At 71.9% G+C, this 16,340-nt stretch carries 9 protein-coding genes and 1 pseudogene; 4 read left to right on the top strand and 6 right to left on the bottom strand.

The window, feature by feature from the left end; genetic code table 11:
- The 6 genes and pseudogenes from H305_RS0142570 to glgX form a co-directional block, all read right to left on the bottom strand.
- A pseudogene (locus tag H305_RS0142570) lies at positions 1-684 on the bottom strand (PepSY domain-containing protein); the annotation flags it as partial.
- Between the two features lie 490 nt (positions 685-1,174).
- Positions 1,175-2,947: an ABC transporter ATP-binding protein gene (locus H305_RS48890; protein WP_037767283.1), complete on the bottom strand. Its 1,773-nt coding sequence runs from the start codon at positions 2,945-2,947 to the stop codon at positions 1,175-1,177.
- The gene (locus H305_RS48885; protein ID WP_078629536.1) at positions 2,944-4,839 is read right to left on the bottom strand and encodes an ABC transporter transmembrane domain-containing protein; all 1,896 of its coding nucleotides are present in this window, start codon (positions 4,837-4,839) and stop codon (positions 2,944-2,946) included. Before H305_RS48885 ends, H305_RS48890 begins: the two co-directional genes overlap by 4 nt.
- Before the next feature lie 76 nt (positions 4,840-4,915).
- Positions 4,916-6,769, bottom strand: coding sequence for an ABC transporter ATP-binding protein (locus H305_RS0142550; protein WP_028805801.1), 1,854 nt, complete (start codon positions 6,767-6,769; stop codon positions 4,916-4,918).
- Positions 6,766-8,712 carry an ABC transporter ATP-binding protein gene (locus H305_RS48880; RefSeq protein ID WP_078629535.1) on the bottom strand — a complete coding sequence of 649 codons (1,947 nt, stop codon included), beginning with the start codon at positions 8,710-8,712 and terminating at the stop codon, positions 6,766-6,768. Before H305_RS48880 ends, H305_RS0142550 begins: the two co-directional genes overlap by 4 nt.
- A gap of 389 nt (positions 8,713-9,101) precedes the next feature.
- The gene (gene glgX / locus H305_RS0142540) at positions 9,102-11,402 is read right to left on the bottom strand and encodes a glycogen debranching protein GlgX (RefSeq protein ID WP_028805800.1); all 2,301 of its coding nucleotides are present in this window, start codon (positions 11,400-11,402) and stop codon (positions 9,102-9,104) included.
- Positions 11,403-11,619: 217 nt separating this feature from the next.
- On the opposite strand from glgX, the gene H305_RS0142535 reads away from it, so the two are divergent.
- The 4 genes from H305_RS0142535 (at position 11,620) to H305_RS0142520 (ending at position 15,918) form a co-directional block, all read left to right on the top strand.
- Positions 11,620-12,828: an Ig-like domain-containing protein gene (locus H305_RS0142535; protein ID WP_420708215.1), complete on the top strand. Its 1,209-nt coding sequence runs from the start codon at positions 11,620-11,622 to the stop codon at positions 12,826-12,828.
- Between the two features lie 179 nt (positions 12,829-13,007).
- Entirely contained in the window at positions 13,008-14,255 is a 1,248-nt protein-coding gene (locus H305_RS0142530) for a L,D-transpeptidase (RefSeq protein ID WP_028805798.1), read from the top strand.
- 81 nt (positions 14,256-14,336) lie between these two features.
- Complete coding sequence (locus H305_RS0142525) at positions 14,337-15,104, top strand: enoyl-CoA hydratase/isomerase family protein (RefSeq protein WP_028805797.1); 768 nt, start codon at positions 14,337-14,339, stop codon at positions 15,102-15,104.
- 205 nt (positions 15,105-15,309) lie between these two features.
- Positions 15,310-15,918: an ATP-binding protein gene (locus H305_RS0142520; protein WP_078629537.1), complete on the top strand. Its 609-nt coding sequence runs from the start codon at positions 15,310-15,312 to the stop codon at positions 15,916-15,918.
- Positions 15,919-16,340 lie beyond the last annotated feature (422 nt).

Below are 16,340 nucleotides of genomic sequence, written 5' to 3'. Positions count from 1 at the left end.
GATGCCCTGGTACTCGTAGAGCTTCTTGCCGGTGGCGGCGTCGGTGATGACGTGCAGTTCGTTGGGGGTGCCGTCGTCCTGGAGGCCGCCGACGACGGTCTCGTACGCCAGGACGGGCTTGCCGGTGGCGGCCCAGATCACCTTGCGGGGCGCCAGGTCGGCCGCGGTCTTCTTCGATCCGGCGGCCCTGGCGGCGGACAGCGCCTGCTTCTCGGCCGCGGACGCGGCGACGGCCGGCTTGACCGTGGCGACCTTGATGTCGGCCTTGGTCGCCTTGTGGACGTGCCCGGTCTTCCCGGACTTGGCGGTGTCGACCACCAGGTCGCCGCCGAGGACCGGAAGTCCGTCGTAGGTGCGCTCGTAGCGGGTGTGGACGGTGCCGTCGTGGTCCTTGACGACGTCACGGGCGACGAGGCTCTCCTTGGCGCCGAGGCCGAGGTCCTTGGCCGTGTCCGCCTTGGCCGATTCGGCGTCGCGTATCAGCTCGGCGCGCTGCGAGGGCGTGAGCTTCATGGCGACGGCGCCCGGGTTGACCTTGCCCGACGGCGCCTTGGCCGGTGCGGCGCTCGCGGCGCCGGACTGGACGGCTGCGGCCAGCAGGGCGGAGACGCCCACGAGGGCGACGCCGGCGACACGGCGCTTGGTGATGTGGGAGGTGCGTCTGTGGGAGGAACTGCTACTCAACACTGACTCCTTCTGCGTGGCCGCGGGTCGCGCGGCCAGGGGAGACCGGACGATGGGTGACCCGTCCGGGCAGAACAGGGCTGTACGCGGAACCAGGTGCATGGGGTCGTGCGAGCGCTTCACGGCGATGCGAGTTGTGGGGTTGCTGTGAAGCGGTCGTGGGAAGAGTGGCAGGAGATCGCACCTTCTGTCAGGAGCGCGTCAGGAACTTGGCCAGAAATGGTTCGTTGTCCGGGATGTCATGTTCGGTATACGGACTCGTCGCCGGGTGGACGCACAGGGCCGGAACGGAACGCCGAGGGCGGGCGCGGCAGGCACCGCCGGGTCCGGCACCGTAGGGGTGAGCACCCTCGGCACCGGCTCGGGGACCGGCACCGGCTCCGACACCGGCACCACGGCGGGGCGGTGCGGTGCGGAAGGCCCGCGGATGTCGCTGGCCACCTGAACGCAGCGGCTGCCGGCCCGCGGGCGTCCGCCGACCGGGGACGCCCTAGCGGACACCCCGTCCGTCGCCGGACCGGCGCCGCTCCCCGTGCCACGAGTGCCACAGCGCCGCATACGTCCCCTCGGCCGCCACCAGCTCGTCGTGCGTGCCGAGTTCGGTGAGCCGGCCGGCCTCCATCACCGCCACCCGGTCGGCGTCGTGCGCGGTGTGAAGTCTGTGCGCGATGGCGATGACCGTGCGCCCTTCGAGCACGGCGGCCAGCGCGCGCTCGGTGTGACGGGCGGTCGCCGGGTCCAGCAGCGCCGTGGCCTCGTCGAGGATCAGCGTGTGCGGGTCGGCCAGCACGACACGGGCCAGGGCGAGCTGCTGGGCACGAGAGCCGTCCACCCGGTGAGCCTCGGGACCCAGCTCGGTGTCCAGTCCGGCTGCCAGCTCCGCGGCCCAGTCGTCCGCGCCCACCGCGGCCAGGGCGGCCCACAACTCGGCGTCCGTGGCCTCGGGTTCGGCGATCAGCAGGTTGTCGCGCACCGTGCCGAGGAACACGTGGTGCTCCTGGGTGACGAGCACGACCTGCCGGCGCAGCTGCTCGGGGTCGAGCCTCACGACCGGCACGCGCCCGACGGTCACCGTGCCGCTGCCCGGCGCGTCGACACCCGCCAGCAGCCTGCTCAGCGTGGTCTTGCCGGCGCCCGAGGGCCCGACCACGGCCAGCCGCTCTCCGGGGCGCACGGTCAGGTCGACCCCGCGCAGCACCTCGCCCCCGCGGTCGTACGCGTAGTGCACCCCAGTGACGTCGATCCGGTCGTCCACCGGGGACGGCGATCCCGCCGATACCGCCCGCGGGGCCGCGGCGAGCCCCTCCACCCGGGCGAACGAGGCACTGCTGGCCTGGAGTTGCTCGACCCGCATCAGGATCTGGTCGAGCGGCTCGGCCAGCTGGCGCAGATACAGCGTGGCGGCGACGACCGCGCCGAGGCTCGTCGCACCCCGTGCGAGCAGCGCACCGCCCACCAGCAGCACCGCGACCACGGGAACGACGTACGACACCTCGACGGCGGGGAAGAACACACTGCGCAGGAACAGCGTCCGCATCCGCCTGCGGCGGGACGTCTCCAGCGCCTGCCGGCTCGCGTCGATCCGGCGCCGCTCCAGACCGAAGGCCTCCACCGTGCGGGCGCCGGACGCGGTGGCCGCGAGGATCTCGGCGACCTCGGACGTGGCCGCGCCCTCGGCGAGATAGGCGGTCCGCGCCCTGCGCAGATACCAGCGCAGGGCGAACCAGACGCCGGCCAGGCCCAACACCCCGCAGCCGCCGAGCAGCGGGTCGATGACGAAGACCGCGCCGAGGATGAACGCGGCCTGCGCCGAGGAGATCAGCAGTTCGGGCCCCGCGTCGCGCAGGGTGTTGCCCACCACGGTGACGTCGGCGGTGCCGCGCGCGGTCAGATCGCCGGTGCCCGCGCGCTCCACGACCGAGGCGGGCAGCGACAGCGCACGCTCCACGAACTCCTCCCGCACCCGGGCCAGCGTCCGCTCCCCGAAGCGGTGCCCCACGAACCGGGCCCACCTGGCCAGCAGCAGCTGGGCCAGCGAGCACAGCAGGATGACGCACGCGAGCCGGTCCACGACTCCCACGCCGTGCCCCGCCCGCACCTCGTCGATGATCCGCCCGAGCAGCCAGGGACCCACCAGACCGGCCGCCGCCGCCAGCGCGTTGAGGCCGAGGACGGCGGCGAAGGCCCGGCCGTCCGCCCGGATCAGCCGCACCGACGCCCGGCGGACGTCGCCGGGCTCGGCGATGGGCAGCTGCGCACTCATCGCACGGCCCCCTCGGTGTCCACCACTGCCGCCTCGCCGTCCACCACGGCCCCCGTGGCCGAATCCGTACCCGTACTGCTGTCACTGCCGCTGTTGTCGTCGCTGCCCGAGTCGGCGCCCGTGCTCATGCCGATCGTGGCGCCCTTGTCCGTGCCGGCGCCGGTGCCGGTGCTCGTGTCCGTGCCCGGCGGCACCAGGTCCGCGTCCCGTGCCACCAGCGCCCGGTACCCCGGCTCGCCGTCCAGGAGGTCGCGATGGCTGCCGCTCGCCGCGACCTTCCCGTCGACCAGGTACAGCACGGTGTCCGCCTGGTCGAGCAGCAGGGGAGACGTGGAGGTGACGACGGTCGTGCGGTCCGCGCGGGCGGCGCGCAGCCGGGCGGCGACCGCGGCCTCGGTGTGCGCGTCGAGCGCCGACGTGGGCTCCACCGCCAACAGCACCTCCGGATCGGCCAGCAGCGCCCTCGCCAGGCGGACCCGCTGCCGCTGGCCCCCCGAGAGACTGCGGCCCTGCGCCTCGACGACCGAGTCGAGACCGTCCGGCAGACCGAGGACGATGTCGTCCGCCACGGCCGCGTGCACGGCACGGGCGACGGCCTCGTCATCGTGGTCGTGGCGCCCGCGGACCAGCTCGCGCAGGGTGCCCGCGAACAGATCGGCCTCGTTGTCGGCGACCAGGACCCGCTCACGCACCCGCGGCAGGGCGATCTCGTCCAGCCGTACGCCGCCCCAGGTCACCGCCGACTCCGCGTATCGGCCGAGCCGGTCGACAACGGCCTCGGACTCCGCGGGGCGGGCCCCCGCCAGCGCGGTCAGCCGCCCCGGCACCACCCGGACCCCGGACTCCGGGTCGTACAGCGTCGCGGGCGACACGGGCGCCTCCCGCGCGTCGGAGCGGACGTCGGCGGGCTCCAGCGCCAGGAACCGTACGACGCGCCGGGCGGCGACCACGCCCCTGCCGAGCTGGTAGCCGCACTCGATGAAGAAGGACACCGGCATCACCAGGACCGCGACATAGCCGTACACGGACACCAGCTCGCCCACGGTGATGTCCCCCTGGGCGGCCAGCCGGGCCGCGAGCCAGGTCACCACGGCCAGGAACAGCGTCGGCAGCCCCATGCCCAGCGCCTGGATCCAGCTGGTCACCGCCCCGACCCGGTAGCCCTGTTCCCGCAGCTCCCGCGAGTCGCGGCGGAAGGTGTCGGCGAACAGCCCCTTGCCGCCCAGGCCGTTGAGCACGCGCAGACCGCCCGCGAGGTCCCCGATCCGGGCGGTCAGTACGCCCTGCCGCTCGCGGTACGCCGTCTCCGTGCCCTGGAGCCGTCCCATCAGCGGTCCGACGAGCACGGCGATCAGCGGCACGCCGAGCAGGATCACCACCGAGAGCTGGAGCGAGACCGACAGCAGCAGCGCGGCCACCACACCGTAGGTGAGCAGCGCCGCGACACCGGGCCCGACGACCGTCAGGCACTGGCTGATCGTCTGGACGTCTCCGACGCCGATCGTCACGACCTCCCCGGCCCCGACCTGGCGCGGCAGGGCGGCGCCCAGCCGGACCGACTGGCCGACCACGACCTTGACCGTGCGGAAGTTGGCGTCCATCCGGACCTTCGTCATGATGCGGTGCCGCACGACGCCCAGCCAGGCGTTGAACACCCCGGCGCCCAGCACCGCGGCGGTCCAGCCGAACAGCGCGGCCCGATCGCCCGGCTCCAGGCCGTCGTCGACGGCCCGGGACAGCAGATACGGCGTCAGCGCCAGGAGCCCCATCCAGACCCCGGCCACCAGCGCGCCGGCCACCGAACGGCCCGCCTGCCGGGTGACCAGCCACCACAGGTAGTGCCAGCCGCCACGACGATCCGGTGTCCCGGGGTCCTCGTACGCGTCGATCATCCGTCCCCCTCCGCCCGCCCGTCTGCCGTGCCGCCCGCTCCGGCAGCCGCTCCTCCCGGCACCCGCCCGCCCGCCGCTAGACGAGACTGTCGCGCCACGCCCGGTGCAGGTCCGCGAACCTGCCCGTGCCCGCGACGAGTTCGGCGGGCGTCCCGTCCTCGACGATCCGCCCGTGCTCCATCACCAGGACGCGGTCCGCGATCTCCACCGTCGACAGGCGGTGCGCGATGACCACCGCGGTACGGCCTCGCAGCACTGTCGCCATCGCGCGCTGCACCGCCCGTTCACCGGGGATGTCCAGGGAGCTGGTCGCCTCGTCGAGGATCAGGACGGCCGGATCGGCGAGCAACGCCCGTGCGAACGCGACCAGTTGCCGCTGACCCGCCGAGATCCGGCCACCCCTCTTGCGGACGTCCGTGTCGTAGCCGTCGGGCAGCGCGGTGATGAAGTCGTGGGCGCCGATCGCCTTCGCGGCCCGTTCGATGTCCTCCCGACTCGCGTCGGGGCGGCCGATCGCGATGTTCTCGGCGACCGTGCCCGAGAACAGGAACGCCTCCTGGGTCACCATCACCACACCGCGGCGGAGCTCGGGCAGGGACAGCTCGCGCAGATCCACGCCGTCCAGCAGGACACGACCGTCCGAGGGGTCGTAGAAGCGGGCCAGCAGCTTGGCGAGCGTCGACTTGCCGGCCCCGGTCGACCCCACGACGGCGACCGTCTGCCCGGCCGGCAGCGTCAGTGAGAACGTGGGCAGGACCTCGCCGCCGGTGCGGTACGCGAATCGGACCCCGTCGAAGACGACCTCCCTGCCCGGGAGTTCACGCAGGGGAGCGGGCAGCGGCCGGGGCTCGGACGGCTCCGGCACGGACGGTGTCTGGGCCAGCAGACCGGAGATCTTCTCCAGCGAGGCCGCCGCGGACTGGTACGAGTTGAGGAACATGCCCAGCCGGTCGATCGGGTCGTACAGACGGCGCAGATAGAGCACCGCCGCGGCCAGCACCCCGAGCTCCAGTGAACCCGACGCCACCCGCTGGGCGCCCCACAGCACGATCCCCGCGACCGCCGTGTTCGCGACCAGACGGGAGCCGACCACATAGCGCGCCATCTCCAGCAGCGCGTCGCCGTTCGTCCGCTCGTGGCGCTGGTTGAGAACCTTGAAGTCGGCGTCGTTGGCGGCCTCCCGGCGGAAGGCGCGCACCGGTCGGATGCCGTTCATCGTCTCCGCGAACTTCACGATCACGGCGGCGATCGCCGTCGAACGCAGCCCGAAGATACGGCCCGCACGGCGCTGGTAGAGACGGATCAGGAGGTAGAGCGGCACGAACGAGACCACCGCGACCGCGCCCAGGCCGAGGTCCAGCCAGAGCAGCATCGCCGAGATGTAGACGAAGGACAGGATGACGGTGACGAGTTCCTGGAGTCCTTCGCTGAGCAGTTCGCGCAGCGACTCGACGTCCGTCGTGGAACGCGAGATCAGCCGGCCCGAGGTGTAGCGCTCGTGGAAGTCGACGCTGAGCGCCTGCGCGTGGCGGAAGATCCGGCCGCGCAGGTCGAGCAGCACGTCCTGGTTGACCCGCGCGGAGGCGATGATGAACCCGTACTGAAGCCCTCCGGAGGCCACCGAGCACAGCAGGTACGCGACGCCGACGGCGATCAGCGGGCCGTGGTCGTCGTGCCGGAACGCGGGTACCGCCCGGTCGATGGCGTACGCCACCAGCAGCGGACCCGCCTGCACCGCGGCCTGCTGGAGCAGCAGGAGGACGGTGGTGACGACCACCCGGGCGCGGAGCGGGGCGAGCAGGGAGCGCAGCAGCACGGCGGTCGCGCCCGGGGGAGCGGGCAGCGTGTCGCGGTCGAAGGGGTCCTCGTGCCGCGCCTGGTCCGGAGCCGGCCGGTCCTGGTCCGGCGCGGTGGTGGTGGGCGCCGTCATCGCTGGTCCTCCCTCGTGCGGTCGGTGACGTCCGCTGCCTCGGCGCCGGAGCCGGTGTCCCCGTCGGCTCCGGGTTCCCCGCCGATGCCGGTGTCCCCGTCGGCGCCCGGTTCCCCGCCGGTGTCGGCGCCCGACATCAGCCAGGCGTACTCGGCGTTCGTACGCAGCAGTTCGTGATGGGTGCCGACCGCGGTGATGCGGCCGCCGGAGAGCAGGGCCACCCGGTCGGCGAGCAGCACCGTGGACGGGCGGTGCGCCACGATCAGTGCCGTCGTCTGGGCCAGCACCCGGCGCAGCGCCGCCTCGACCGCGGCCTCCGTGTGGACGTCCAGCGCCGACAAAGGGTCGTCGAGCACCAGGAATCGCGGACGGCCCACCACCGCCCTGGCCAGGGCGAGGCGCTGGCGCTGCCCGCCCGAGAGACTCAGCCCCTGCTCGCCCACCTGGGTCGCCGTGCCGTTCGGCAGCCCGTGCGCGAAGTCGGCCTGCGCGACGGCCAGCGCGCGGTCCAGTTCCGTCTCCCCGGCACCGTCGGCCGCGCCCATGAGCACGTTCTCCCCGACACTCGCCGAGAAGAGGGTGGGCTCCTCGAAGGCGACCGCGACGAGTTCGCGGAGCTCTTCGCGGGGCATGGCCGTGATGTCCCGGCCGTCCAGGGTGATGCGGCCGGAGGTCATCTCGTGCAGCCGGGGGACGAGTGCGGTGAGTGTCGTCTTGCCGGAGCCGGTCGCGCCCACCAGGGCCATCGACTCACCCGGGCGGACGTGCAGGTCGATGTCGTCCAGCACAGGGGCGGAGTCCACGGCGGCGTCCGGGTAGCGGAACCGCACCGAGCTGAACCGGAGACCACCGCCGTCCCCGACCGCCACGGCGGCGACGTCCGCGGACTCCGGCCGGGCGTCCATGACCTCGAAATACCGCTGTGTCGCGGTGGCCGCCTCCTGGCTCATCGCGAGGAGGAAGCCGATGGAGTCGATCGGCCAGCGCAGCGCGAGGGCCGTCGACAGGAAGGCGACCAGCGTCCCGGCGGAGAGGTCGCCGTCGGCGACCTGCACGGTGCCGAGGACGAGCGCGGCACCGATCGCGAGCTCCGGCAGGGTGACGATGACGGCCCAGATGGAGGCGAGCAGACGGGCCTTGGCGAGTTCCGTGCCGCGCAGCGTGCGGGACAGCTCGTGGAATGCGCGGGCCTGGCTGCGATGGCGGCCGAACCCCTTGATGATGCGGATGCCGAGGACGCTCTCCTCGACGACCGTCGTCAGGTCGCCGACCTGGTCCTGGGCCCTCCGCGCCACCTCCGCGTACCGCCGCTCGAAGACCCAGCAGACGATCATCACCGGGACCGCGGGAGCGAGCAGCACCAGCCCGAGCGTCCAGTCCTGGGCGAGCATGATGCCCACACCCGCAAGGATCGTCACGGCGTTGACCAGCAGGAAGGTCAGCGGGAACGCCAGGAACATGCGCAGCAGCATCAGGTCCGTGGTGCCCCGGGACAGCAACTGCCCCGAGGCCCACCGGTCGTGGAAGGCGACGGGCAGGCGCTGGAGGTGCCGGTACAGGTCCGCCCGCATGTCCGCCTCGACGCCCGCCAGGGGCCGGGCCACCAGCCATCGCCGCAGGCCGAACAGGCCCGCCTCGGCGAAGCCGAGCAGCAGCAGCCAGAGCGCGCCGAGCCAGACGCCCGCCGGATCGCGGTCGGCGACGGGACCGTCCACCATCCACTTCAGGACGAGCGGGAACACCAGCCCCGTACAGGAGGCGACCACCGCGATGCCCGCGGCGCCGAACAGCCGCGCGCGCACCGGCCGCACGTACGGCCACAGGCGCAGCAGACTGCGCACGGTCGAAGTGCCGGCACCGGGCGTGTCCGCGGCGCGGTCCCCGGTCCCGGCGCCGTCCCCGGCCGGGACAGGATCCTTGGTCACTGCATCTGTTGTGGGCATCAACGGCGAGCCTACGGTTCGGCACCGACAGCGCCCACCGAGTTTTGGCCGGACCGCACGCGCCCCGCGGGCGGCGGCCGGGCCGTCCGGCCGGTCGTGCCCGGGCACGAGGGCGACGACCCGGGGCCGCCACCCATGACCTGGACGGCCCGGTCCGACTACGCCTGCGGACAGGGCAGCAGCCCGCCTGCGATGTGTTCCCAGGATGCCTTCAGGCCGGCCGCTCCGGCTCGTCGCCGGCGAGGTCGGCCTGCTCGCGCCGGTCGGCGGCCAGGCCGTACAGGTGGTCCTTGCCCGCGTCGTCCTCGTAGTACTTCCATGGACGGTGCGTCGGGGCTGCCGGGGCGCCAAGGACATGTCCACACTCCGAAGCCGGCGCACCTCGCCCGTCAGACGACCCTGAGCAGCAGGACGGACCGCGCCGGCACCGTGATCGAGGCTCCCGCCGGGTGCTCGACGCCGGGTGCCTCCCCCTGCTCCTCCCGCGAGGTGTCCACGACCACCTCGTACCGCGCGGCCCAGGGCGTCCCCGGCAGCACGAAAGCCACCGGACGGTCGCCGGCGTGGAGCACGGCGAGAAAGCTGTCGTCCACGACGGGCACTCCCCGGGCGTCCCGCCCCGGGATGTCCCGCCCGGACAGATACATGCCCAGCGTCGCGGCGGGTGCGTACCAGTCCCGCTCCGTCATCTCCGTTCCCCTGGCGGTGAACCACGCCAGGTCCCGCAGCCCGTCCGCCGAGTGCGCCCGGCCGGAGAAGAACGCGCGCCGCCGCAGCACCGGATGCTCGTGCCGCAGGGCGATGAGCCGTGACGTGAGGTCGAACAGCGCCCGCCATCCCGGGTCGTCGAGGTGCGACCAGTCGACCCAGCTGATCTCGTTGTCCTGGCAGTACGCGTTGTTGTTGCCGCGCTGGGTCCGCCCGAACTCGTCACCCGCGACCAGCATCGGCACCCCCGTGGACAGCAGCAGAGTGGTGAGCAGGTTCCTCAGCTGCCGCCGCCGCAACGCCCCGACACGGTCGTCGCCGGTCTCGCCCTCGGCACCGCAGTTCCACGCGCGGTTGTCGTCGGAGCCGTCGCGGTTGGCCTCGCCGTTCGCCTCGTTGTGCTTGCGCTCGTAGGAGACGAGGTCCCGCAGCGTGAACCCGTCGTGCGCGGTCACGAAGTTCACCGACGCGTACGGCCGCCGCCCGCCCCACGCGTACAGGTCGCTGGACCCCGACAGCCGGTACCCCAGGTCGCGCACATCGGGCAGCGCGCCGCGCCAGAAGTCCCGCACGGCGTTGCGGTACCGGTCGTTCCACTCCGTCCACAGGGGCGGGAAGGCCCCCACCTGGTACCCCCCGGATCCGACGTCCCAAGGCTCCGCGATCAGCTTCACGCGCCGGAGCACCGGGTCCTGGGCGATCACGGCCAGGAACGGCGACAGCATGTCGACGTCGTGCATCGAGCGCGCCAGGGCCGCCGCCAGGTCGAACCGGAAGCCGTCCACGCCCATCTCCGTCACCCAGTAGCGCAGGGAGTCGGTGATGAGCCGCAGCACATGGGGCTGCACCACGTGCAGTGTGTTCCCGCACCCGGTGTAGTCGGCGTATCGGCGGGCGTCCGACTGGAGCCGGTAGTACCCCCGGTTGTCGATACCGCGCAGCGACAGCATGGGGCCCAGCTCGCCCGCCTCCGCGGTGTGGTTGTAGACCACGTCGAGGATGACCTCGATGCCGGCCGCGTGCAGCGCGCGCACCATCCGCTTGAACTCGCCGACCTGCTGGCCGGTCCTCCCGGAGGCGGCGTACCCCGCGTGCGGCGCGAAGTAGCCGATCGAGTTGTAACCCCAGTAGTTCTTCAGGCCCTTCCGCAGCAGATGGTCCTCGTGCGCGAACTGGTGCACCGGCAGCAGCTCCACCGCCGTCACCCCGAGTCTCACCAGGTGCTCGACCGCGGCCGGGTGCGCGAGACCCGCGTAGGTGCCCCGCAGTTCCTCCGGCACGCCCGGGTGCAGACGGGTGAATCCGCGTACGTGCACCTCGTAGATCACCGAGTCCGCCCACGGGGTCTTCGGGCGGTGGTCGTCCGACCAGTCGTCGTCGTCATGCACCACGACGCCCTTGGGCACGTACGGAGCCGAGTCGCGGTCGTCGCGCACGGTGTCGGCGACCTGCTGCTGCGGCCAGTCCCGCACATGCCCGTACACCTCGGGCGGCAGGCTGAAGTCGCCGTCCACCGCACGCGCGTACGGGTCGAGGAGCAGCTTCGCCGGGTTCCAGCGGGCGCCCGTCCACGGATCCCAGCGGCCGTGCACGCGGTAGCCGTAGCGGCGGCCGGGGAGCACGTCGGGCACGAAACCGTGCCAGATCTCATGCGTGAGTTCGGTCAGCGGAACGCGGGTCTCCACGCCCCGCTCGTCGAAGAGGCACAGCTCCACGGCCTCCGCACCGCCCGCCCACAGGGCGAAGTTGGTGCCTGCGACGCCGTCCGGCCCGACGCGGAAGCGCGCGCCCAGCGGGGTCGGGGCGCCCGGCCACACGGCCACGGCGGGTGCCGCCGTGGACGGGGCCTCGGCGGCGTCCCCGGGAGGCGGCACGACCTGCCGCGTCCGGGCGCCGTTCGACACGGGGGCCGACTGCATGGGCAGTCCGCCGCCCGCGGCACGTCCCTCCTGGACGGCCTCCTGCTCGGGTGCGCTCGACACCGGTCAGCCTCCCGCGGCTCGATGGAACGACGGGAAAAGGGGCGTACGGAGTCCCGGCCGCAGCTCCCCGTCGCGTCGTCCTCCCCACTGTTCTGCCCAGAGCATGGCTCGCACTCACGTTTCCCCGGACGTGCGCGGTCGTTGGGACCCGTGTACCGCAGTTCCCGGGGACGACCCCGGACCCCCGGCCGGAAAGACAGAGGTTCGAGTGGGACACATGACATGGCGCCCGCGGCGCGCCGGCGCCGCGCTGGCCGCCGTACTGACCTGGGCCGGCCTGCTGGCCGGAGCCGCCGGCTGCACCTCGGGGGAGATCGACGAGGTGCTGGGCAAGGCACCGTCGTCCGGGGACGTCATCCGCGTCTCCCCGGCCGACGACAGCAAGGACGTACGACCGGACAAGACGCTGGAGGTGCGGGTGCCCGACGGGCGCCTGGAGTCCGTTCGGGTGGTCAAGTACCAGGACGCGCAGGAGTCCACGGTGCCTGGGCACCTGACCAACGACGGCCTGACCTGGAAGCCCGACGACGCACGGCTCGCGCTGGCCGCCAAGTACACGGTCGACGCGGTCGCCCTGGACGGGCACGGCCGGCGCTCGGCGCGCCACACGACGTTCACTACCGCCGTCCCCGACGAACGGTTCATCGCCTACGTCACCCCGGAGAACCGGTCCACCGTGGGGACCGGGATGATCATCTCGCTCAAGTTCAACCGGGAGATCACCGACCGGGCCGCCGTCGAACGCGCCGTCCACATCGACACCCGGCCCGCCGTCGAGGTGCGCCCGCACTGGTTCGGCAAGGAACGCCTCGACTTCCGGCCGCGGGAGTACTGGAAGCCCGGCACCAAGGTCACGGTCGGGCTGCGGCTGCGGGACGTCGAGGGCGCCCGCAGCGTGTACGGACTCCAGTACAAGACCTTCTCGTTCACCGTCGGACGCAGCCAGGTCTCGCTCGTCGACGCCGCCGCGCACACCATGGAAGTACGGCGCGACGGCGACCTCTTCGCCACCGTGCCGATCACCGCCGGCGCCCCCAAGAACCCCACCTACAACGGGAAGATGGTCGTCACCGAGATGCTGGAGGTGACACGGATGAACAGCCAGACGGTCGGATTCGGCGGCGAGTACGACATCCCCGACGTCCCCCACGCGATGCGGCTCACCGACTCCGGCACCTTCCTGCACGGCAACTACTGGGCCACGGACGTCTTCGGCAACAGCAACGCCAGTCACGGCTGCGTGGGCCTGCGGGACGTGAAGGGCGGCAGCTCGGACACCCCGGCCGGCTGGTTCTTCGACCGCAGTCTCATCGGCGACGTCGTCGAGGTCGTCAACAGCGAAGACAAAACGGTCGCTCCGGACAACGGGCTCAGCGGCTGGAACATGGGCTGGAAGCAGTGGAAAGCGGGTGGGGCGGTGAGGTAGCCCGACAAAGGGGTACGCGCACGACGCACTCCAGCGGCGCCCCGTACGGCCGAAGTTGGGACTGAACAGTGACATCCCCGGGGAGCCATCCCTCCTGGCCGTGTGATTAATTAGCGCGATACGCGCGTGGGACGCGCTGGAGTGCGGGCCTGATCAGGCCGTGCGAGGGGAGAACAACTTTGAACGGGCGACCGATATCGGGGGCGCCGGTCGGCGCGCGGACACACCGGAAGCGGGGGGTGTCGGCGTTGCTCCTCGCCTCCCTCCTGCTCGCGGTGAGCGCCTGCGGCGGCGGAGGGGACTCGGACTCCGGGTCCGAGAAGAGTGGCGGCAAGGGCGAGGCCTCCAGTTCGGCGGACACCAAGGCCTCGCAGGCCGTCGTGACCATCGCCCCCAAGGACGGCGCCGACGGCGTGAAGACCAGCGGCGCCCTCAAGGTGACCGCGGCCAAGGGCAAGCTGACCGAGGTCAAGGTCGAGGACACCAAGGGCAAGGCGGTCGAGGGGACCATCACGGACGGGGGTGCCAGCTGGACGCCCTCCACCCACCTCGCCTCCGCCACCAAGTACAAGGTCCACGCGGTGGCCAAGGACTCGGACGGCCGTGAGGCGGCCGAGGAGTCGGCCTTCACCACCCTCACCCCGAAGAACACCTTCGTCGGCATCTACACGCCCGAGGACGGTTCGAAGGTCGGCGTCGGGATGCCGTTCTCCGTCCACTTCACGCGGGGCATCACGCATCCCGACGCCGTCGAGAAGGCCATCCGGATCAAGACCGAGCCCGCGGTCGACGTCGAGGGCCACTGGTTCGGCAACGACCGCCTCGACTTCCGTCCCGAGGAGTACTGGAAGGCCGGCACCGAGGTCACCGTGAGCCTCGATCTCGACGGTGTCGAAGGCCGTCCGGGCGTCTACGGCAAGCAGACCAGGACCGTGAAGTTCACGATCGGCCGCAGCCAGGTGACCACGGTCGACGCCAAGACCCACAAGATGGTCGTCAAGCGCGACGGCAAGGTCCTCAAGACCATCCCCATCACCACGGGCAAGCCGGGCTACGACACCTGGAACGGCCAGATGGTCATCAGCGAGCGCCTCAAGGTGACCCGCATGAACGGCGAGACGGTCGGCTACGGCGGCGAGTACGACATCAAGGACGTGCCGCACGCCCAGCGCCTGACCAACTCCGGCACGTTCATCCACGGCAACTACTGGGGCGGCGGCGCCTTCGGCAACTACAACGCCAGCCACGGCTGCATCGGAGTACGCGACGTGCGCGGAGGCTACGACAGCAAGGTGCCGGCGGCCTGGTTCTACGACAACTCGATCATCGGCGACGTGGTGATCGTGAAGAACTCCAAGGACAAGACGGTCGCCCCGGACAACGGCCTCAACGGCTGGAACATGTCCTGGTCCGACTGGACCAAGTAGAGGCTCCGACCGGTACGGGCCGGGTGTGCTGTGACTCAGCACACCCGGCCCGTCGCCGTTAACGCCCACTAACCTGCTCCCATGACTGTGCATCTCGAAGTAGCCGAAGGCGTGGGCACCATCCGCCTGGACCGCCCGCCGATGAACGCGCTGGACGTCGCCACGCAGGACCGGCTCAAGGAGCTCGCCGAGGAGGCCACGCGCCGGGCCGACGTCCGCGCGGTCGTCCTGTACGGCGGGGAGAAGGTGTTCGCGGCGGGCGCGGACATCAAGGAGATGCAGGCCATGGACCACGCGGCGATGGTCGTGCGGTCCCGGGCCCTGCAGGACTCCTTCACCGCCGTCACCCGCATCCCCAAGCCGGTCGTCGCCGCCGTCACCGGATACGCGCTCGGTGGCGGCTGCGAACTGGCCCTCTGCGCCGACTACCGCATCGCCGCGGACAACGCCAAGCTGGGCCAGCCCGAGATCCTCCTCGGCCTGATCCCCGGTGCCGGCGGCACCCAGCGGCTGTCCCGTCTGATCGGCCCGTCCAAGGCCAAGGACCTCATCTTCACCGGCCGTATGGTCAAGGCCGACGAGGCGCTCTCCCTCGGCCTGGTGGACCGGGTCGTCCCGGCCGACGAGGTGTACACCGCCGCGCACGCCTGGGCGTCGAAGCTCGCGCAGGGCCCCGCGATCGCGCTGCGCGCGGCCAAAGAATCGATCGACGCGGGTCTGGAGACGGACCTCGAGACCGGGCTCGCCATCGAGCGGAACTGGTTCGCGGGCCTGTTCGCCACGGAGGACCGGGAGCGGGGGATGCGCAGCTTCGTCGAGGAGGGCCCCGGAAAGGCCAAGTTCCTCTGAACGTCCACCGCGCGATGCAGCGAAAGTCACTTTACAAATTCCGCTGATCCACTTGCAGTTGACGCGGTGTCTTATCCGGCGTCCCCCGAAGGGGCGGTTTATGGGAGCCTTAACTCAGCCTTAAGCCGACCTTGTCGGGGGTCGTCGGCGATTGCCTCATCGAGGTGTATCCGCCCAGGTCGGTGGGGCTCTTGAAGGACCTGAACTGCCTCTGGCATATGCCGATCGGATGTTGCGGAATGAAGTGTTCCGGGGGGCGTATTCCTCCGGAACGCCCCCGGAGGGTGCTCGGGGCGGCCATGATGGGGGCATGGCGGGGCTGGAGGGTATCGAACAGCCGCGGCGGCACGGGAGTGCGACCGCGGCGCGCTGGACGCCTGCGGTCGAGGACGAACGGGCTCTCAAGGCGCTGGAACTGTTCGGCAACCCGACCGAGGCGGAGGTGCCGCTGCCGTCCCGCCCCGAGTCGGCGGCCACCGCGCGACGGCTCACCCAGGTCGTGGTCCTGCGTCACTGGGGGCTGTCGCCCAAGATGACCGAGGACACCGTCCTGCTCGTCTCGGAACTCGTCGGAAACGCCGTGCGTCACACCGGCGCCCGGGTCTTCGGGCTCCGGATGCGCCGCCGCCGTGGCTGGATCCGCATCGAGGTCCGCGATCCCTCGCGCGGGCTGCCCTGTCTGATGCCCGTTCAGGAACTCGACCTGAGCGGCCGTGGCCTCTTCCTCGTCGACAAGCTCTCCGACCGCTGGGGCGTCGATCTCCTGCCCCGCGGCAAGACCACCTGGTTCGAGATGCGCGTGGCCGACCGCTGACATGCGGGACCCCGGCCGCCGTGCGGCCGGGGTCCGAGGGCGCCGCGGAACGAATTGGGGTGTGATCCACGGCGCCGGCGACAACCATGGCCCGGGTCAATGGGTGGAGGTCGCACCGCTGACTATCGCAGACCGGGCCGACTGATCCAAAAGCACCGCCGAACCTGTACGTCCGCTGTGCACCCCACGTTCACCTCCCGCCCAACTCCCGCACTGCCGGCCCTAAATGACCCCGGCCACCTCCTCTCCCGGGGCCCCGGCGCTCCCCGGGATCGGCCTGGGCGGCCTCGTCCTCAGCCGCCGGACGGGCTGAAAGGTGCCCCCGCCTCTCAAGTGGACGTGAGGCCGGAGACCGGTCTTCTAGGGGACGCACACCCCCTCGCACGTGCGCCCGGCCGCCGGCCGGAGGGGCCGTGCCGGTG

Source organism: Streptomyces sp. 142MFCol3.1 (assembly GCF_000424945.1).
In the GTDB taxonomy this organism is placed as follows: Bacteria; Actinomycetota; Actinomycetes; order Streptomycetales; family Streptomycetaceae; genus Streptomyces; species Streptomyces siamensis.
This window is presented reverse-complemented; position numbering and strand designations above follow the sequence as displayed.

Bases quoted from the DNA above. Each gene is read 5' to 3' on its own strand.
- H305_RS0142525 (WP_028805797.1), top strand. From the start codon at position 14,337: ATGACTGTGCATCTCGAAGTAGCCGAAGGCGTGGGCACCATCCGCCTG.
- H305_RS48885 (WP_078629536.1), bottom strand. From the start codon at position 4,839: ATGATCGACGCGTACGAGGACCCCGGGACACCGGATCGTCGTGGCGGC.
- H305_RS48880 (WP_078629535.1), bottom strand. From the start codon at position 8,712: ATGCCCACAACAGATGCAGTGACCAAGGATCCTGTCCCGGCCGGGGAC.
- H305_RS0142535 (WP_420708215.1), top strand. From the start codon at position 11,620: ATGACATGGCGCCCGCGGCGCGCCGGCGCCGCGCTGGCCGCCGTACTG.
- H305_RS48890 (WP_037767283.1), bottom strand. From the start codon at position 2,947: ATGAGTGCGCAGCTGCCCATCGCCGAGCCCGGCGACGTCCGCCGGGCG.
- H305_RS0142550 (WP_028805801.1), bottom strand. From the start codon at position 6,769: ATGACGGCGCCCACCACCACCGCGCCGGACCAGGACCGGCCGGCTCCG.